Source organism: Streptomyces sp. NPDC020898 (assembly GCF_044333925.1).
Taxonomy (GTDB): Bacteria; Actinomycetota; Actinomycetes; order Streptomycetales; family Streptomycetaceae; genus Streptomyces.
The window spans coordinates 1,542,880-1,559,541 of the sequence record NZ_JBIRRV010000001.1 but is presented as its reverse complement, the minus strand read 5'-3'; the positions used below and the strand labels follow the sequence as shown (position 1 = coordinate 1,559,541).

General features: G+C 70.4%; 16 protein-coding genes and 2 tRNA genes. 9 read left to right on the top strand and 9 right to left on the bottom strand.

Annotated features, from left to right (window positions below; translation table 11 throughout):
• Positions 1 to 195: 195 nt before the first annotated feature.
• Positions 196 to 269, bottom strand: a tRNA-Lys gene (locus tag ACH4TV_RS06820).
• A 170-nt stretch (positions 270 to 439) separates the two neighbouring features.
• Here ACH4TV_RS06820 and ACH4TV_RS06815 point away from each other — a divergent pair.
• From ACH4TV_RS06815 to ACH4TV_RS06795, 5 genes are all read left to right on the top strand, one after another.
• The gene (locus ACH4TV_RS06815; protein WP_398394895.1) at positions 440 to 1,888 is read left to right on the top strand and encodes a peptidoglycan-binding protein; all 1,449 of its coding nucleotides are present in this window, start codon (positions 440 to 442) and stop codon (positions 1,886 to 1,888) included.
• Positions 1,889 to 2,022: 134 nt separating this feature from the next.
• Positions 2,023 to 3,150 (top strand): SPFH domain-containing protein, encoded by a 1,128-nt coding sequence (locus tag ACH4TV_RS06810; protein WP_398394893.1) that lies wholly within the window; start codon positions 2,023 to 2,025, stop codon positions 3,148 to 3,150.
• 98 nt (positions 3,151 to 3,248) lie between these two features.
• Entirely contained in the window at positions 3,249 to 3,854 is a 606-nt protein-coding gene (locus tag ACH4TV_RS06805) for a lytic polysaccharide monooxygenase (protein WP_398394891.1), read from the top strand.
• 105 nt (positions 3,855 to 3,959) lie between these two features.
• Positions 3,960 to 4,502, top strand: a complete 543-nt coding sequence (locus tag ACH4TV_RS06800; RefSeq protein WP_398394890.1) for a hypothetical protein — start codon at positions 3,960 to 3,962, stop codon at positions 4,500 to 4,502.
• Between the two features lie 40 nt (positions 4,503 to 4,542).
• A complete protein-coding gene (locus tag ACH4TV_RS06795) occupies positions 4,543 to 6,192 on the top strand; it encodes an AMP-binding protein (RefSeq protein WP_398394888.1) in 1,650 nt (549 codons plus the stop codon).
• A gap of 138 nt (positions 6,193 to 6,330) precedes the next feature.
• Here the strand turns inward: ACH4TV_RS06795 and ACH4TV_RS06790 are convergent.
• The 6 genes from ACH4TV_RS06790 to ehuB all read right to left on the bottom strand — a co-directional run bounded on the left by ACH4TV_RS06790 (position 6,331) and on the right by ehuB (position 10,482).
• Positions 6,331 to 6,404, bottom strand: a tRNA-Lys gene (locus ACH4TV_RS06790).
• Positions 6,405 to 6,500: 96 nt separating this feature from the next.
• Entirely contained in the window at positions 6,501 to 7,259 is a 759-nt protein-coding gene (locus tag ACH4TV_RS06785; protein WP_398394886.1) for an IclR family transcriptional regulator, read from the bottom strand.
• A gap of 191 nt (positions 7,260 to 7,450) precedes the next feature.
• The gene (gene ehuA, locus ACH4TV_RS06780) at positions 7,451 to 8,230 is read right to left on the bottom strand and encodes an ectoine/hydroxyectoine ABC transporter ATP-binding protein EhuA (protein ID WP_398394884.1); all 780 of its coding nucleotides are present in this window, start codon (positions 8,228 to 8,230) and stop codon (positions 7,451 to 7,453) included.
• Positions 8,220 to 8,870 (bottom strand): ectoine/hydroxyectoine ABC transporter permease subunit EhuD, encoded by a 651-nt coding sequence (gene ehuD / locus ACH4TV_RS06775; protein ID WP_398394882.1) that lies wholly within the window; start codon positions 8,868 to 8,870, stop codon positions 8,220 to 8,222. Before ehuD ends, ehuA begins: the two co-directional genes overlap by 11 nt.
• Positions 8,867 to 9,574: an ectoine/hydroxyectoine ABC transporter permease subunit EhuC gene (ehuC, locus tag ACH4TV_RS06770; protein WP_398394880.1), complete on the bottom strand. Its 708-nt coding sequence runs from the start codon at positions 9,572 to 9,574 to the stop codon at positions 8,867 to 8,869. The genes ehuD and ehuC overlap by 4 nt, the downstream gene beginning before the upstream one ends.
• Positions 9,571 to 10,482, bottom strand: a complete 912-nt coding sequence (gene ehuB / locus ACH4TV_RS06765) for an ectoine/hydroxyectoine ABC transporter substrate-binding protein EhuB (protein WP_398394878.1) — start codon at positions 10,480 to 10,482, stop codon at positions 9,571 to 9,573. Before ehuB ends, ehuC begins: the two co-directional genes overlap by 4 nt.
• A gap of 38 nt (positions 10,483 to 10,520) precedes the next feature.
• On the opposite strand from ehuB, the gene ACH4TV_RS06760 reads away from it, so the two are divergent.
• Positions 10,521 to 11,033 carry a DUF3830 family protein gene (locus ACH4TV_RS06760; RefSeq protein WP_398394876.1) on the top strand — a complete coding sequence of 171 codons (513 nt, stop codon included), beginning with the start codon at positions 10,521 to 10,523 and terminating at the stop codon, positions 11,031 to 11,033.
• Here the strand turns inward: ACH4TV_RS06760 and ACH4TV_RS06755 are convergent.
• Positions 11,014 to 12,414, bottom strand: coding sequence for an amidase (locus ACH4TV_RS06755; protein ID WP_398394874.1), 1,401 nt, complete (start codon positions 12,412 to 12,414; stop codon positions 11,014 to 11,016). The genes ACH4TV_RS06760 and ACH4TV_RS06755 overlap by 20 nt on opposite strands.
• Positions 12,415 to 12,440: 26 nt before the next feature.
• On the bottom strand, positions 12,441 to 13,391 hold the full coding sequence (locus tag ACH4TV_RS06750) for a D-2-hydroxyacid dehydrogenase (RefSeq protein ID WP_398394872.1): 951 nt from the start codon (positions 13,389 to 13,391) through the stop codon (positions 12,441 to 12,443).
• Positions 13,392 to 13,541: 150 nt separating this feature from the next.
• On the opposite strand from ACH4TV_RS06750, the gene ACH4TV_RS06745 reads away from it, so the two are divergent.
• The 3 genes from ACH4TV_RS06745 to ACH4TV_RS06735 all read left to right on the top strand — a co-directional run bounded on the left by ACH4TV_RS06745 (position 13,542) and on the right by ACH4TV_RS06735 (position 16,628).
• Positions 13,542 to 14,357, top strand: coding sequence for a decarboxylase (locus ACH4TV_RS06745; RefSeq protein WP_398395404.1), 816 nt, complete (start codon positions 13,542 to 13,544; stop codon positions 14,355 to 14,357).
• Positions 14,354 to 15,085 carry a decarboxylase gene (locus ACH4TV_RS06740; RefSeq protein WP_398394870.1) on the top strand — a complete coding sequence of 244 codons (732 nt, stop codon included), beginning with the start codon at positions 14,354 to 14,356 and terminating at the stop codon, positions 15,083 to 15,085. Before ACH4TV_RS06745 ends, ACH4TV_RS06740 begins: the two co-directional genes overlap by 4 nt.
• A 454-nt stretch (positions 15,086 to 15,539) precedes the next feature.
• Positions 15,540 to 16,628: an LLM class flavin-dependent oxidoreductase gene (locus ACH4TV_RS06735; protein ID WP_398395402.1), complete on the top strand. Its 1,089-nt coding sequence runs from the start codon at positions 15,540 to 15,542 to the stop codon at positions 16,626 to 16,628.
• Positions 16,629 to 16,662: the final 34 nt, after the last annotated feature.

The window sequence follows — 16,662 nt, the reverse complement described above, 5'->3', positions numbered from 1 at the left end:
GGTGCCGGAGTGTTTTCGTATGCCCCCCTCGGCCCCTGACCGTTCACTCGACCCGTAGGAAATCCCCACGGAATCCCCGGACGGTACCCTGCCCGGTCCTTCGCGGCTTACGGGGTCGTATCCGGCCATAGCGGGAACAGGTCTCCCATACGTGAACAGGCCCCCCGCGTGAGCGGAGGGCCTGTCGTCTGTCTGTGCGCCGCCAGGGACTCGAACCCCGGACCCGCTGATTAAGAGTCAGCTGCTCTAACCAACTGAGCTAGCGGCGCGCGGTGACGCCGACAACTCTACCCGACACCGGTGAGTGGTCCGGACAGCCGCGGCCCCGCGCCGGGCCGTACATCATTCGGACCGTCAACATGCGACAGCGGGTGACAGTTGAGAAACTGCGAGCGTGCAGAAGCGCGCAAGTCATCGCCTGGAGTGTGAGGGGAATCGTATGGCGACTCCGGTATTCGAGGAATTCGATCCCGCGAGCGACTGCGAATGCCCTGGATGCGTTCACTGGCGGCGGGTCGGGCCGTATTCCGGACCGGTGTCGGCAAGGGGTTCGGAATCCGCCCGTACGGCGGTCAGGCGGACCCTCGTCGTCGCCGCCGCGGCCTCCACCGTCCTCGGCGCCGGGCACGTCCTGCCGGCCGCGGCGGCCCCGCACGCCCCTCACCGTCCGGGCGTACCCGCAGGTGACGAGCCCGATACCCCGCAGGGCGGCAAGGCCCCGCTGCACGGCCCGAGCGGGAAACCGGCGTCGGACAAGCTGCGGGCGACCACCCGGTCGGAGATCATCAACCGGGCCAAGCTGTGGGTCGCGGCGCGGGTGCCGTACAGCATGAGCGGCTACTGGGGAGACGGATACCGGCAGGACTGCTCGGGCTTCGTCTCCATGGCCTGGAACCTCGCCGGGAACGAATGGACGGGCAGCCTCGACAAGTACGGCGTGCGGATTCCCCGGGAGGATCTGCAACCCGGCGACATTCTTCTGTTCCACAATCCGTCGGACCCGGAGAAGGGCTCGCACGTCGTCATTTTCGGCGGCTGGACGGACTACACGCACACCTATTACATCGCCTACGAGGAGACCCGCCCGCACGCCCGCCGGCAGGCCACTCCGTACGCCTACTGGAGCCACTCGGACCGCTATCAGGCCTACCGCTACAAGGGCCTCGCCGCGAACACGGGCGGCATCCCGGACCCGACCTCGAACCCGGGGAGCGACGAGGGCGGCGGTACGGCGGGCGCGGCGCCCGGTGCCTCCGCGGATCCGGCGAACCGGTTCCCGGGCGCGCGGTACTTCGGTCCCGGGGCCGGCAACAAGCACGTCACGCGGCTCGGCCGGATGCTCGTGGAGCGCGGCGCCGGGCGCTTCTACACCTCGGGCCCCGGCCCGCGCTGGTCGGACGCGGACCGGCGGGCGACCCGCGCGTTCCAGCAGGCCCAGGGCTGGACGGGCAGGGCGGCGGACGGCCTGCCGGGGCCGCGCACCTGGGCACTGCTGGTGAGCGGAACGGGCAAGGACATCGGCGAGAAGCCGGGCGGAACGACGGGAGGGACGACGGACGGAACGACGGGAGGGACTCCTGGCACCACCCCCGGCACCAGCCCCTCCACGCCCGGCGCGGCCGGTCCACCCGCCGCCGGGACGGCCGTTCCCGCGTTTCCCGGGCGGGGCCTGTTCCGGCCGGGCGCCAGCAGCCCGTACGTCACCCAGCTCGGAAACCAGCTGGTGAAGAAGGGGTTCGGCCGGTACTACACGACCAAGCCGGGACCGCGCTGGGCCGAGGCGGACCGGCGGGCGGTGCAGGCCTTCCAGCGCGCCCAGGGCTGGCGGGGCGGCGCGGCGGACGGCTATCCGGGCCCGGAGACCTGGCGCCGGCTCTTCGCCTCGTAAGGCCCGCCCGGCACCTGTCGGTATCCGTGTGGCACATGCCGGTTGGCCGGTAACCACCGTTGTGACGCAGCAACGCACAAACGCACTCACGAACGCACGCGAGAACGCATCTGGCGCGGAGGCTGGAGGCACATATGAGTACGACGACCGAACAGACACCGGAACCCGAGGGCCCCCCGGACAACGGCCCTCGGCCCGCTCGCCTCATCCAGAACGAGGCGACCACCGAGATCCCCGTCCACCTGTTGTTCCGCGACGAACCCGACCCCGTGTCGGTGCCGCTGAGGCCCGCGATCGTGGGCCGCCGACAGGGCACCGGCGAACAGCCGCGGGTCCGCAGGCCCGCACCGGCCAAGCCGCGCCCGGCCGTTCCGACGGTCGACCCCGACCTCGTGGAGCGCCCGGCGCGGGTGCTGCCCGGGTCGGTGGGCGTGCTCGCCGGTGCCACCGGGGTGGCCGGGGGCGTGCTCACCTCCTGGTGGGCCGGCGTGCTGCCGCCGCTCGCGGTGGAGGCGCTGCGGCTGCCGGTGTCGTACGCGGGCGCCGGCCCCGGTCCGGCCCAGTGGGCCGCGTACGCGGGGGCGGGCGCCCTCGGGCTGTTCGGCTTCGGCGGGCTGGCGCGCGGGCGGACCGGGCGGGCCTGGGTGCTCGGCCTGTTCGGCCGCTACCGGGGAACGGTCCGGCGCACCGGCCTCCTGTGGGTCAACCCCTTGCTCCTGCGCAGCCGGGTCGACGTACGGCTGCGGCACTGGCGCGGCGAGCCGATGCCGGCGGCCGACGCGAACGGGGTCGCGTTGCGGGTCGTCGTCCTCGTGGTGTGGCGGGTGCGGGACACCGCGCGGGCCACGCTCGGTGTCGAGGACCACGAGACGTACCTGCGCGAGTGCGTCGAGGCGGCGCTCGTCCGGGTGCCGGTGGAGATGCCGGGTGCGGGGCGGCGGGCGATGGAGGAGGCCGGGGAGGCGCTGACCCGGGCGGTCGCGGCGGACACGGCGCCGGTCGGCCTGGAGGTGTTCTCGGTGCTGCCGGTCCGGGTCGAGTACGCCCCCGAGGTCGCCGCCGCGATGCACCGCCGCCGCATCGCCTCCCTGGACGCCCAGCACCGGGCCGCCGCGCTCACCTCGGTCGTCGACTCGGTGGAGGACACGGTGACCCGGCTGACCATGCGCGGCCTGGTCGAACTGGACGACTACGAACGCAAGGTGCTGGTGAAGGACCTGACGGTGGCCTTCTGTGCGGGGCGGAGCGAGCCGGGGGCGTGATTGGTCTGGACATGCCTAAGGGGCGGTAATAATCTGGGACTTGGTCTAGACCTGCACGGCTCACTTGAACCTCCCCCACGTTCAGCAGGAGCGGCAGCATGCGCGAAAAGACCAAGTTGTACGCATCAATGGTGGGTCTGGCCACCACCGGCGCCCTCGTCCTCACCACCGGGGGCGCCACCGGCCACGGCTACACCGACCTCCCCGTCAGCAGGCAGAAGCTCTGTCAGAACGCCACCGTGACGGGCTGCGGTGACATCCAGTGGGAGCCGCAGAGCGTCGAGGGCCCCAAGGGTTTCCCCGGCTCCGGACCGGCCGACGGTCAGATCTGCTCGGCGAACCACGCCAACTTCGGCGCGCTCAACCAGCCGAGGACCCCGTCCGGCGGCGCCTGGCCGACGACCAGGGTGACGGGCGGCCAGAGCTACACGTTCCGCTGGCAGTTCACCGCCATGCACGCCACGACCGACTTCCGGTACTACGTCACGAAGGCGGGCTGGAACCAGAACCACGCCCTCGCCCGTTCGGACCTCAACCTCACCCCGTTCCTCACGGTCCCCTACAACGGCCAGCGCCCACCGTCCACGCTCTCGCACGCGGGCACAGTGCCGTCCGGGCTCAGCGGCCGGCATGTGATCGTCGCGGTGTGGACGGTCGCCGACACGGCCAACGCGTTCTACGCCTGCTCGGACGTCACGTTCTGAGCATTCCTTGAGTAAATCCGCGACCCCCCACGGGTACGTTCCCCGTACGCCCACATGACCAGGTGAGGCGTACGGGGAGCAGTACTGAGAATCGGGGGTACGGCCATGGACTTCATGTTCTACGGGGGGCCGACGTTCATCATCGCGATCGCCGTCCTGATGGCGACGTTCGTGATCCGCCGGGTGCTGCGGATGCGCCGCGCCTGGAACAGCGGCCTGACCGCCGAGGCCCGCTGCCTTCGCACGTACACGACCACGAGCGGCGGCTCCGGCGACACCTCCGTGCACACGACGCTGCACCACGTCTACGAGTTCGTCGCCCGCGACGGCCGCACCGTCCGCTTCGACGAGCCGCACGGCCCGGGCACGGTCATCGAGGGCGACTACGTCACCGTCTTCTACAGCGAGGGCGAGCAGGTCAACGCCACGGCCCACCGCCCGAGCCCGGTCCGGCACGGGCTGGCCCTGGCCGGCGTCCTCGGGTTCCTCGGCGTGATCGTCGTGTTCTGCGTCGGCTTCATGGTGACGTACAGCCAGGTCTTCGAGCCGTTCGGCGACGTCTTCTTCGGTACGGACAACGACGGGTATGTGGTCGACGAGCAGACGGGGGAGACGTTCCCGGCCGACCAGTTCGCGGAGATGCCGTGACCCTCCACATCTGACGGTACGTCAACTACCGTGCCCGGCCATGGAGTCGAGGAAGGAACAGACGGTCGCGGAACTCGTGGCGGCGCGGTGGGGCGACCACCGGCCGGGGCTGTGGTGCGAGGACCGCACGCTGACCCATCATCAGGTGGCCGCGGGCGCGGCGGCCAGGGCCGCGCTGCTGACGGACCTGCTGCCACCGGACGCCGAACCGCACGTGGGCGTCCTGCTCGACAACACCCCTGAATATCCACTCTGGTTGAGCGCGGCGGCCCTCGCCGGTGCCGCCGTCGCAGGCATCAACCCGACCCGCCGGGGCCCCGAACTGGCCCGCGACATCCTGCACACCGAGTGCCCGCTCCTGATCACGGCACGCACCCACCTCCCTCTCCTCGCCGACCTCGAACTCCCCGGCGTACGCCTGCTGTTGACCGACACGGAGAAGTACGAGGACCTCCTGGCCCCTTACGCCGACGCCGTACCGGACCCCTCCCGCGCCACCCCCGCCGACCGCCTCCTCCTCTACTTCACCTCGGGCTCGACCGGCGCGCCCAAGGCGGCGATCTGCACGCAGGGCAGGCTGGCCGCCGCCGGAAGCGCCCTGGCGACCGGCTTCGGGGTGGGCCCGGACGACGTGCACTACGTCTGCATGCCGATGTTCCACGGCAACGCGGTCATCGCGGACTGGGCCCCGGCCCTGGCGGCGGGCGCCGGGGTCGCGCTGCGCCGCCGCTTCTCGGCCTCCGGCTTCCTGACAGACGTACGCCGGTACCGGGCGACCTACTTCACGTACGTGGGCCGGGCCGTCCAGTACCTGCTGGCGACGCCCGCCCGGCCCGACGACCGCGACAACCCGCTGCGGCTGGGCTTCGGCACGGAGGCGGGGGCGGTGGACGCGGCGGCCTTCGAGCGGCGGTTCGGGGTACGGCTGGTGGAGGGGTACGGGTCCTCGGAGGGCGGGGCCGCGGTGCGGTGGACGCCCGGGACCCCGGCCGGCGCCGTGGGGCGTGCGGCACCGGGCGACGACCTCGCGGTGGTCGACCCGGCGACACGGGCGGAATGCCCGGCGGCCGCCTTCGACCCGGCCGGCCGGCTGCTCAACGGGTCGGCGGCGATAGGGGAGTTGGTGAACCGGGGCCCCAACCCCTTCGAGGGCTACTGGCGCAACCCGGAGGCCGAGGCGGCCCGCCGTCGGGACGGCTGGTACTGGACGGGCGACCTCTTCTACCGGGACGCGGACGGCTTCCTCTACTTCGCGGGCCGCGCCGACGACCGGCTGCGCGTCGACAGCGAGAACCTGGCCGCCGCGACGATCGAGAACATCATCGCCCGGTACGAGGGCGCGGTGGCCGTCGCCGTGTACGCGGTGCCGGACCCGGTGGCCGGCGACCAGGTGATGGTGACGCTGGCCGGCACCTTCGACCCCGCCGCCTTCGACGGTTTCCTGGCCGCGCAGCCCGACCTGGGGACGAAGATGGCGCCCCGGTTCGTACGGGTCGTGTCGCGGATGCCGGTCACCGTGACCAACAAGATCCACCGGGCCGGGCTCAGGCGCGAGGGCTTCCGCTGCCCGGACCCGGTGTGGTGGCGCCCGCCGGGCGAACCGACGTACCGCAGGCTGACCGGCGACGACGTGGCGGGCCTGGTGGCGCGCTACCGGGAGCGGGGGCGCGAGGAGCTGCTGAGCAGATAGGGCGCGGGGCGAACGAGGGCCCGCTGGAGCCAAGGGGGTGTGGGTGGCGGAGCCCCCACAACGCGCGGCGGAGCCGCGCAAAACAGACGAGGGCGATTGTGTTCGCGCTTTCTGCGAACACAATCGCCCTCGTCATCGTGCGCCGCCAGGGACTCGAACCCCGGACCCGCTGATTAAGAGTCAGCTGCTCTAACCAACTGAGCTAGCGGCGCATGACTCTCGCCGACCGCTCTCGCGGCTGGCGACAAGAAAAATACTACCTGGTCCGGGAGGGTGCTCCGGACCAGGTGGCAGAGGCGTCATCGTGGCTAGATGGCCAGCGACAGGAGCACCGGCGCCGCGCCCCGGTTGAGTCGGTCGGCCGCCTGGCGGAGGCGGTGGGCGTGGCGGAGCGGGAGGGAGAGGGCGAGGCAGCCGACCGTGGAGCCGGCCGTGATCGGGACCGCCGCGCAGACCGTGCCGACCGCGTACTCCTGGAGGTCCAGGACCGGCACCGTGGCCGGCTGGGTCTCCAGGTGGGAGAGCAGGAGCCGCTCGTTGGTGATCGTGCGCGAGGTGAGGCGGGCCAGTTTGTGGCGGGAGAGATGGTCGCGTCGGCTGTTGTGGTCGAGCTGGCCCAGCAGGCTCTTGCCGATCGCGCTGGCGTGCGCGGCCGAGCGGAAGTCGACCCACTCGTTGACGGCGGGCGTCGCCGCGCTGTCCGCGCACTGGGTGACATGGATCTCGCCGTCGACGTAGCGGCTCATGTAGATGGCCGCGCCCACGGAGTCGCGCAGCTGGTCGAGGGTGTGCTGGAGCTGGGCGCGCAGGGCGTCGTCGTGGCCGTGCGTGGCGCCGAGGCGGTTGAGGGCGGTGCCGGTGACGTACGAACCGTCGGCGGCCTGTTCGACGTATCCCTCGCGACGCAGCATGCGCAGGACGGTGGTCAGCCGGTCCGTGGCGAGGCCGGTCTGGTGGGCGATCTCGGCGTCGGTGACGCCGGCGGAGTGCTGTGCCACTGTTTCCAGGATGCGCAGAGCGTCCTGGGCCGAGTGGTACGGCGCGGTCGGCTCGTGCTTGAGCGCCACGGTGTTCCCCCTGGCTTGCTACTGGGCCGTAATCCGGACAGCCAATCCCCTCCACGATAGCCGCCAAGGGGCGTACGTGGAGGGGTCGTTGGCGAGATTGTCGCGCGGGTTCCGGCCTCTCAGCAGGGGAGTGGTCAGCTGGCATATGCCAACGGCATGAAGAATGCCGCTGTGGCGCGGTCAGGGCGTCGTCAGAGCACCGCGCTGAGGAATTCGCGCGTTCTGTCCTGCTCCGGATCGCTGAAGATCTTCTCCGGCGGACCGGACTCGATCACGTGGCCGGAATCGAACATCAGCACTTGGTCGGAGATGTCCCGGGCGAAACCCATCTCGTGGGTCACGCACAGCATCGTGATGTCGGTGGTGCGGGCGATGTCCCGCAGCACGTCGAGGACGCCCGCGACCAGCTCGGGGTCGAGTGCCGAGGTCACCTCGTCGAGCAGCAGCACCTGCGGGCGCATGGCCAGCGCCCGTGCGATCGCCACCCGCTGCTGCTGGCCGCCGGACAGCTGGGTCGGGCGGGCGTCGTGCTTGTCGGCGAGGCCCACCAGGTCGAGCAACTCGCGGGCGCGCGCCTCCGCCTCGTCCTTGGACAGGCCGAGCACGGTGACGGGCGCCTCGGTGAGGTTGCGCAGCACGCTCATGTTGGGGAACAGGTTGAACTGCTGGAACACCATCCCGATCTTCTTCCGCACCTCGCGGATCTGCTTCTCGGGCGCCGGGAACAACTGCTCCCCGTCGACGGTGATCGTGCCCTCGTCCGGCTTGATCAGGGTCATCAGCATCCGCAGGATCGTGGTCTTGCCCGACCCGGACGGCCCGATCAGGGTGACGTGCTTGCCGGAGGCGACGGAGAAGTCGAGCTTGTCGAGCACCGTGTTCTCGCCGAACCGCTTCGTGACCCGCTCCAACCGGATCAGCTCGGAGCTCGTGCGGATGTCATCGGGGTTCTTGTGCGTGTCAACGGACAAGGCGTCGCTCCAGGGCTCGGATCAGCAGGGAGGCGGGATAGGAGATGAGGATGAAGGCCACGCCGATCACGGTGATGGGCTCGGTGAACTGGAAGTGCTCCTGGGAGAAGAGCCGTGCCCTGCCCAGCATCTCCAGCACGGTGATCACCATCAGGATCGGGGTGTCCTTGAGCATCGCGATCACGTAGTTGCCGAGGGCCGGGACCACCCGGCGGATCGCCTGCGGCAGGATCACCGCGGTCCAGGTCCGGCGCAGGGGCAGGTTCAGCGCGGTCGCCGCCTCCCACTGGCCGACGGGCACCGCCTCGATACCGGCGCGGTAGACCTGCATCGTGTACGTCGAGTAGTGCAGCCCGATCGCGACGACACCGGTCGTCAGCGCGGAGAAGGTCAGCCCCCACTCCGGCAGCACGTAGAACAGGAAGAACAACTGCACCAGCAGCGGGGTGTCCCGCACGAACTCGGTGACCACCCCGACCGGCCAGCGCACCCAGCGCGACGGCGTCCGCATCAGCAGCGCCCACACCAGCCCCAGCGCGAACGAGATCAGCGACCCGAGGAGCAGCACCTGGAGGGTGACCTTCAGCCCGTCCCAGAAGTACGGCATGAAGTCGCTGACGGCGTTCCAGTCCCACTTCATACGACTCGACCTCCGACACCCGCGGTCTGCGCCCGCTTCACCTCGGAGCTCTTCGGCGCCTGCCCGAGCCCGGCCTTCAGTCGTTTCTCCAGGCCGCGCATCAGCCGGGTGAGCGTGAAGGCGATCACGAAGTAGATCAGCAGGATGTACGTGTAGATCTCCACGCTCTCCTGCAGCGCGAGCCGCACCAGGTTGCCGCTGAAGGCCAGGTCACCCATGCCCATCACCGACACCAGCGCGGTGCCCTTGAGCAGCTCGATCAGCAGGTTGCAGAAGGACGGGATCATCTCCGGCACCGCCTGCGGCAGCAGGATCAGCCGCATCCGCTGCCAGGAGGTGAAGCTCAGCGCGATCCCGCCCTCCCGCTGCGCCGGGTCGACGGCGTTCAGCGCCCCGCGCACGATCTCCGTGCCGTACGCGCCATAGGTCAGCCCGAGGGCCAGCGTGCCCGCCCACATCGGCACGAGCTGCCAGCCGAAGGCGGGCGGCAGTACGAAGTACACCCAGAAGATCATCACGAGCGCGGAGGTCCCGCGGAACACCTCGGTGTAGAGGCCGGCGAGGAAGCGCACCGACCGCAGTCGGTGCGTGCGCGCGATCCCGACGACGAAGGCGACGAGGCAGCCCAACAACGCGCTGAACACAAGGAGTTGGATGGTGACCCAGACTCCGCTGATGACAAGTTCCCAGAGTCCCGGAGTCATGGGCCGCACAGCTCCTTCGCGGTCATGTCGGTCATCTCGGCCCGGGTGAAGCCGAACGGCCTGAGGATGCGGAACAGTTCCCCGCTCTCCTTCAGCTTCCGCAGTTCGGCGTTGAAGGCGTCCCGCAGCCGGGTCTCGGTCGGCCGGAACGCGAAGGCGCCCCCGTCGACATGCGGCTTGCCGTCGACGAGCGGGGCGAAGGCCTTGGTCGCCTCCGTCGTCCGCGATTTCTTCACCACCGCGCGGGTGGTGAGCGCCGTACCGGCGAAGACGTCGACACGGCCGGCCTCGACGGCGTTCAGCCCGGCGACCTGGTCGGGCACGATGAGAATCTCGCTCTCCTTGTACCCCGCCTCGACGGCGTACTGGATCTCGGCATATCCGGTCCCGGTGGCGAACCTGGCCTTCTTCTCGACGACATCCCGGTAATTGTGAAGATCCTTGGGATTTCCTTTGCGGACGATGAAAGAATCGAGCATCTGGTAGTCGGGGTCGGCGAAGATCACCTGTTCGCAGCGTTCCGGATTGACATACATCCCGGCGGCCACGACATCGAACTGCTGGGAATTCAGGCCGGGTATGAGCGACCCGAACTCGGTGGGCACGGGCTGGACGCGATCGACGCCCAGCCGCTTGAAGATGGCCCTCCCCAGCTCCGGCGCCTCACCGGTCAGTTCACCGTCCCTGTCGATGTATCCGAAGGGAATCTCCCCGGCGATACCGAGCCGTACGACGCCCTGCGCCCGGAGCCGGTCGAGGAGGTCACCGCCTTCGACGCCGGACGCGGCGGACACACGACTGCACCCGAGGGTGCCGAACGATCCGACCGTACCCAGGGTGCCGAGCGCCGCTACCCCCGCGAGCAGCGAGCGGCGTCCTATGTGTGGTGGTGCGTGTGATGGAACCATGGCGGCGCGGCTACCCGAGAGCGCGCGACTTATGCACCATGGAATGCATGGCTGACGATCGATACATCCAAGTGTCACTGGTCACCCGGGGAATCCACTGCACGGCGAAACTCCTGACCGACCGTGCCCCCCTCACCTGCGAGACCGTCTGGAACGCCCTGCCGCTGTCCGGCGACGTCTACCACGCCAAGTACGCGCGCAACGAGATCTACGCCCTCTTCCCGCCGTTCACGGAAGGGGAATCGGAGCCGCCCCTGGAGAATCCGACCGTCACCCCGATCCCCGGAGATCTCTGCTATTTCGCATTCGCCGGCGCGGAACTGGGAACGAAGGCGTACGGCTACGACCGCGAGGTCCGGCCCGGAACGACCCTGGTGGACCTGGCCCTCTTCTACGAGCGCAACAACCTGCTGCTGAACGGCGATGTGGGCTGGGTGCCGGGCACGGTGTGGGGCGAGGTGGTCGAGGGCCTGCCGGAGATGGCGGAGGCCTGCAACGACCTGTGGCGGTCCGGCGCGGCGGGAGAGACGCTCAGCTTCCGCCGGGCCTGAGCGCCTCCTCCAGCGCGTGCGCCGTACGCAGCACGAGGTCGTCGTGGTGGCGTGCGGCCACGATCTGGAGTCCCACGGGCAGCCCGTCGCCGTCGACCCCCACGGGGACCGTCGCGGCGGGCTGCTGCGTCATGTTGAACGGGTACGTGAACGGCGTCCACCCCGTCCAGCGCCGCAGCCCCGAGCCGACGGGCACCTCAACTCCCGCTTCAAATGCGGTGATCGGCATCGTGGGGGTGACCAGCACGTCGTACGACTCGTGGAACAGCCCCATCCGCCGCCCGAGTTCCATCCGGACGTCGACCGCCGCCAGATAGTCGAGCGCGCTGATACGGCCCCCCAGCGCACGGATCTCCCGCAGCCCGGGATCGAGCAACTCGACCTGCTCCGCCCCGAGTCGCTGGGTGACCCGGGCCGCCCCGCTGAACCACAGGGTGTGGAAGGCGTCCACCGGGTCGGTGAAGTCGGGGTCGGCCTCGGTGACGTACGCGCCGAGTTCCGCGAGCCGCTCCACCGCCCGCCGGACCGCCGCCGCGACCGCCGGACGCACGGCGACCTGACCGCCGAGGGAGGGCGAGTAGGCCACCCGCAGCCCCCGCACCCCGCCGGACAGGGAGCCCGAAAACGAACCGGAGACCGGCGGCCCGAGCGCCGACCAGTCACGAACATCGGGCCCGCTGATCACATCCATCAGCAGCGCCGCGTCCGCCACGGTCCGGGTCATCGGCCCGACGTGCGCGAGCGTCCCGAACGCGCTGGCCGGGTAGAGGGGAACACGGCCGTACGTCGGCTTCAGCGCGAAGATCCCGCAGAACGCCGCCGGGATACGGACACTGCCCCCGCCGTCCGTACCGAGGGACAGCGGCCCGGCGCCCAGCGCAACGGCGGCCGCACTTCCGCCACTTGAGCCGCCGGCGGTGCGCGTGGTGTCGTGCGGATTGCGGGTCACGCCGGACAGCGGCGAATCGGTGACGCCCTTCCAGCCGTACTCGGGCGTGGTCGTCTTGCCCAGGAAGACGGCACCGTGCTCGCGCAGACGGGCGGTGGAGGGCGCGTCCTCCCGCCAACTCCCGTCGCTCCTGCTGACCTTGGAGCCCCGGAGGGTGGGCGCTCCGCGCAACAGGATGATGTCCTTCACGGTCGTGGGTACGCCGTCCACGAGCCCGGCGGGCTCACCGCGCCGCCACCGCTCGGCGGACTCCTCGGCCCGGGCCAGCGCGCTGTCGGCGTCGATCCGTACGAACGCGTTGACGACGGGCTGGAGTTGTTCAGCCCGTTCGAGCGCCGCGCGGGTCGCTTCGACGGGGCTGAACTCGCCCTTGCGGTAGCCGTCGAGGAGTTGGATCGCGGTGAGTGAGGTCAGCTCGGTGAGTTCGGACATGGTCCTCTCCGGTCGCTAAGTCTTCCTCAGTGCCCGGGAACGTACCCGCGTTGCTTGTCGACCACGTTGGTCAGGGCCATCCCTGCTTCCCACCGCTCGTACAACTCGATGAACTGCACGCCGAGTTCATCGCGCCAGCCCACCGTGTCGCCGCTCATGTGTGGGGAGACGATCAGTCCGGGCGCCTCCCACAACGGGCTGTCGGGAGTGAGGGGTTCGTGCTCGAACACGTCCAGTGCGGCGCCCGCGATCCACCGCTTCGACAGCGCCTCGGCGAGTGCGGGTTCGTCGACGAGCTGTCCCCGGCCGACATTGATGAATCGCGCCGAGGGCTGCATGACGCCGAAGCGGCGGGTGTCGAACATGTGGTGCGTGTCGGCGGTGAGGGGAGCGGCGGCGATCACCCAGTCGGCGCGCGCCATCAGCCGGTCGAGGTCGTCGGGCCCGTGGACACCGGAACGCGGGACACGCCCGACGACCGCCGGGGTCACCCCAAGTGCCTTCAGATACCGGGCGATCGCCCGCCCGATGGGCCCGGACCCGACGACACAGGCTTTCGTCCCGGCGACCCGCTGCGACTCCCGGTGCCGCCATTCGCGCCGCCGCTGGAGATCCAGCGTCCTCGGCAGATCCTTGGCCATGGCGAGGACCAGGGCGCCGACGTACTCGGCGATCGGCTGGTCGAAGATGCCGCGCGCGTTCGTCACCACGGTGTCGGACGCGGCGAGTTCGGCACACATCAGATGATCCACCCCCGCACTCGCGGTATGCACCCACCGAGGCCGCGCCCCCGCCCCCGGCCAGGCGTCGCGCACGGCGGGCGAGGTGAAGTCCCAGACGAGCAGGACATCGGCGTACGGGAGTTGGCGGGCGAGGGTCGAGGCGTCGGCGTGCAAGATCTTGGCCCGCCCGGTGAGCCGGCCGAGGCGGGGCGGCGGGTCGGCGTCGAGGACGAGAAGGGCGGTGGGCTCGGGCATCGGGAGCCGTTTCCGGTCGGGGGCGGCTGGGCGGCCGGGCGTCTGACATGCACGGATTGACCACGCTCGCACCCGAATCTACCTTCGTCAACACGGACGTGCGTACGGTCCGTTGCCCTCTCGTTCCTCACTGTGAGGCCGGTGCCTGCCATGGACGTCTCTTTTCTCGGTGGACCGCGCCCCCAGCGCGGTGTCGGTGTGGTCGCCCCCTTCGACTTCGCGCTGGACCGCGAGCTGTGGCGCTGGGTCCCGGACGAGGTGTCCCTCCACCTCACCCGCACCCCGTACGTCCCCGTGGAGGTCAGCCTCGACCTGGCCCGGCTGGTCAGCGAACACGAGACCCTCGGCGACGCGGTACGCACCCTCAACGTGATCGCCCCCGAGATCGTCGCCTACGCCTGCACCTCCGGCAGTTTCGTCGGCGGCGTCGCCGGTGAGCGGGCGATGTGCGAGGCGATGACACGGGCGGGCGAGGTCGCGTCCGTGACGACCTCGGGGGCCCTCCTGGAGGCCCTGACGGAACTGTCCGTACGCAGGGTCGCCCTCGTCACGCCCTACACGGTGTCGGTGACGCGGGCACTGGAGGAGTACGTGGCCGAGGCGGGCGTCACGGTCACCGGATGCGCGTTCATGGGCCTGACCCGGCACATCTGGAAGGTCCCGTACCGTGCGGTCGCGGACATGGCGAGGCAGGCTGTAGGAGACGGGCATGGCCGGACGGACGCGCTGTTCATCAGCTGCACGAACCTCCCGACGTACGACGTCATCGCGCAACTGGAGGCGGAACTGCGCATCCCGGTGATCTCGGCCAACCAGGTCACGATGTGGGCAGCGCTGCGTCGACTGGGTACCCGAGCGGTGGGGCCGTACCAGGCGCTGCTGGACGAGTCGGCACGCGCCTGGCCCCAGAACCTGCCGAACGACGACCGGCAGGAACGGGAACAAGAGCGGGAAGGTTGGACATGACGGCACTCGGATTCCTCTACCCGGGCCACTCCGCCGAGGACGACTATCAGCGCATCGAGCACCTTCTGGGCAGCGACATCCGGCTGGACGTGGTCCACACGGACATCGGCGAGGACGCGCACCGCGTGGACGCCCTCCTGAAGATGGGCTCGGCGGACCGCCTCGCGGCGGGCGTGGAGGAGCTGCGGCTGACCGGCGCGGAGGCGGTCGTGTGGGCGTGCACCAGCGGCAGTTTCGTGTACGGCTGGGAGGGCGCCCATGACCAGGTACGCGCCCTCGCCCGGGCCGCGGGCATGCCGGCGTCGTCGACGTCGTTCGCCTTCGTGCACGCGGTGCGGGAGCTGGAGCTACGGAAGGTGGCGATCGGGGCGACGTACCCGGCGGACGTGGCGGAACTGTTCGCGGAGTTCCTGACGGCGGCCGGCGTGGAGGTGGTGTCGTTCCACGGCGCCGGAATCGTCACGGCGGCGGAGGTGGGGGAGTGGGGCGAGCCGGAGCTGCTCACCCTGGCCCAGGAGAGCGACACCCCGGACGCGGACGCCCTCCTCCTCCCGGACACCGCACTGCACACGGCGTCCCACATCGCCTCCCTGGAAAAACGCCTGACCAAACCGGTCCTCACAGCCAACCAGGTAACCGTCTGGGAAGCCCTGAGGCTGACAACCCGCAAGGTAAACGCCCCGTCCCTGGGCACCCTGTTCACCAGGGAACCCCTGGTACAGGCCTGAAGGCCCGTCCAGCCCCAGCTTCCTACCTACCCACCCACCCACCCCACCGCTCCTCCAGCCCAGGCGGTACCTCTCGAACGCGGCCGGCGCCTCTCGAGCACGGCCCGGCACCCCCAGCCCGTCCGGCGTTTGAGGACAAGGCCCGTCCAGCGCCACCTACCTGCCCACCCACCCGCCCCCGCCGCTCCTGCAGCCCAGGCGGTACCTCTTGAGCGCGACCGGTACCTCTCAAGCACCGGCCGTCTCTCCAGCCCGTCCGGCGTTTGAGGACAAGGCCCGTTCAGGGCCGACAGCGGGGTCTGGGGCGGCAGCCCCAGGGATGGGACGGGTAGGGGCGGCGGGGGCGAGAAACACCCACGGGAATAAACGGAGCCCCCCTCCTGTTACCGCCCAGAGACCAGCGCACGGCACCAAACAGGAGGCACCCACCGTGACCGCAGATGCGACGGCAGACGTGACGGCAGACGAGATCCGAGGCACAACACAGGGCACCGCCCCCGTCCCCCTCTCCGTCCTGGACCTGGTCACCGTCGGCTCCGGCCACACCGCCACCGACGCCCTCCAGACCAGCGTCGCCCTCTCCCGCCTCACAGAATCCCGCGGCTTCCACCGCTACTGGGTCGCCGAACACCACTCCATGCCCGGCGTAGCCTCCTCCTCACCCGCCGTGATCCTCGCCCACCTCGCCGCCCACACCCACCGCATCCGCCTGGGCTCCGGCGGAGTCATGCTCCCCAACCACGCCCCCCTGGTCATCGCGGAACAGTTCGGCACTCTCGAAGCCATGGCACCGAACCGCATCGACCTGGGCCTCGGCCGCGCCCCCGGCACGGACGGCGCCACCGCAGCGGCCCTCCGCCGCACGGAACGTCTCAACGAAGGCGCCGACGACTTCCCCCAGCAACTCGCGGAGCTCACCCGCTTCCTGGACGACGACTTCCCGCCCGGCCACCCGTACCACCGCATCCACGCCATCCCCGGCCCGATCCAGTCGACGTCCCCGGGCGGAGTCCAGTCCACCCACCGCCCGCCCGTCTGGCTGCTCGGCTCCTCCGGCTTCAGTGCCCGCCTGGCCGGTGTCCTGGGCCTGCCCTTCGCCTTCGCGCACCACTTCTCCGCGCAGAACACCGTCCCGGCCCTCGACCTCTACCGGGAGTCCTTCCAGCCCTCCGCCGTTCTGGACGCCCCCTACGCCCTCATCGGCGTGTCCGCCCTCGCCACCGACGACGAGAACGAGGCCCGCCGCCAGGTCCTCGCGATGGGCCTCAGCATGGCCCGCCTGCGCTCCGGCCGCCCCGGCCTGTTCCCGACCCCGGAGGAGGCGGAGGCGTACGAATTCAGCCCGATGGAACGGGAGTTCGTCAGTTCGTGGATGACGAACATCGTCCACGGCACGGCGGACGAGGTCCGCACCGGCCTCGACGACCTCCAAAAGCGCACGGGAGCCGACGAGTTGATGCTCACCTCCCACGCCCACCGCGGCGCCCTGCGCCTACGCTCGTACGAACTGATCGCGGACGCCTACGGCCTGCCCACCACCTGAAGTCGACGGAGCGAGCGGGCACGAGCGGGCAGGG

Coding starts and splice junctions, on each gene's coding strand:
- ACH4TV_RS06815 (WP_398394895.1), top strand. CDS start 440: ATGGCGACTCCGGTATTCGAGGAATTCGATCCCGCGAGCGACTGCGAA.
- ACH4TV_RS06810 (WP_398394893.1), top strand. CDS start 2,023: ATGAGTACGACGACCGAACAGACACCGGAACCCGAGGGCCCCCCGGAC.
- ACH4TV_RS06805 (WP_398394891.1), top strand. CDS start 3,249: ATGCGCGAAAAGACCAAGTTGTACGCATCAATGGTGGGTCTGGCCACC.
- ACH4TV_RS06800 (WP_398394890.1), top strand. CDS start 3,960: ATGGACTTCATGTTCTACGGGGGGCCGACGTTCATCATCGCGATCGCC.
- ACH4TV_RS06795 (WP_398394888.1), top strand. CDS start 4,543: ATGGAGTCGAGGAAGGAACAGACGGTCGCGGAACTCGTGGCGGCGCGG.
- ehuD (WP_398394882.1), bottom strand. CDS start 8,870: ATGAAGTGGGACTGGAACGCCGTCAGCGACTTCATGCCGTACTTCTGG.
- ehuC (WP_398394880.1), bottom strand. CDS start 9,574: ATGACTCCGGGACTCTGGGAACTTGTCATCAGCGGAGTCTGGGTCACC.
- ehuB (WP_398394878.1), bottom strand. CDS start 10,482: ATGGTTCCATCACACGCACCACCACACATAGGACGCCGCTCGCTGCTC.
- ACH4TV_RS06760 (WP_398394876.1), top strand. CDS start 10,521: ATGGAATGCATGGCTGACGATCGATACATCCAAGTGTCACTGGTCACC.
- ACH4TV_RS06755 (WP_398394874.1), bottom strand. CDS start 12,414: ATGTCCGAACTCACCGAGCTGACCTCACTCACCGCGATCCAACTCCTC.
- ACH4TV_RS06750 (WP_398394872.1), bottom strand. CDS start 13,391: ATGCCCGAGCCCACCGCCCTTCTCGTCCTCGACGCCGACCCGCCGCCC.
- ACH4TV_RS06745 (WP_398395404.1), top strand. CDS start 13,542: ATGGACGTCTCTTTTCTCGGTGGACCGCGCCCCCAGCGCGGTGTCGGT.
- ACH4TV_RS06740 (WP_398394870.1), top strand. CDS start 14,354: ATGACGGCACTCGGATTCCTCTACCCGGGCCACTCCGCCGAGGACGAC.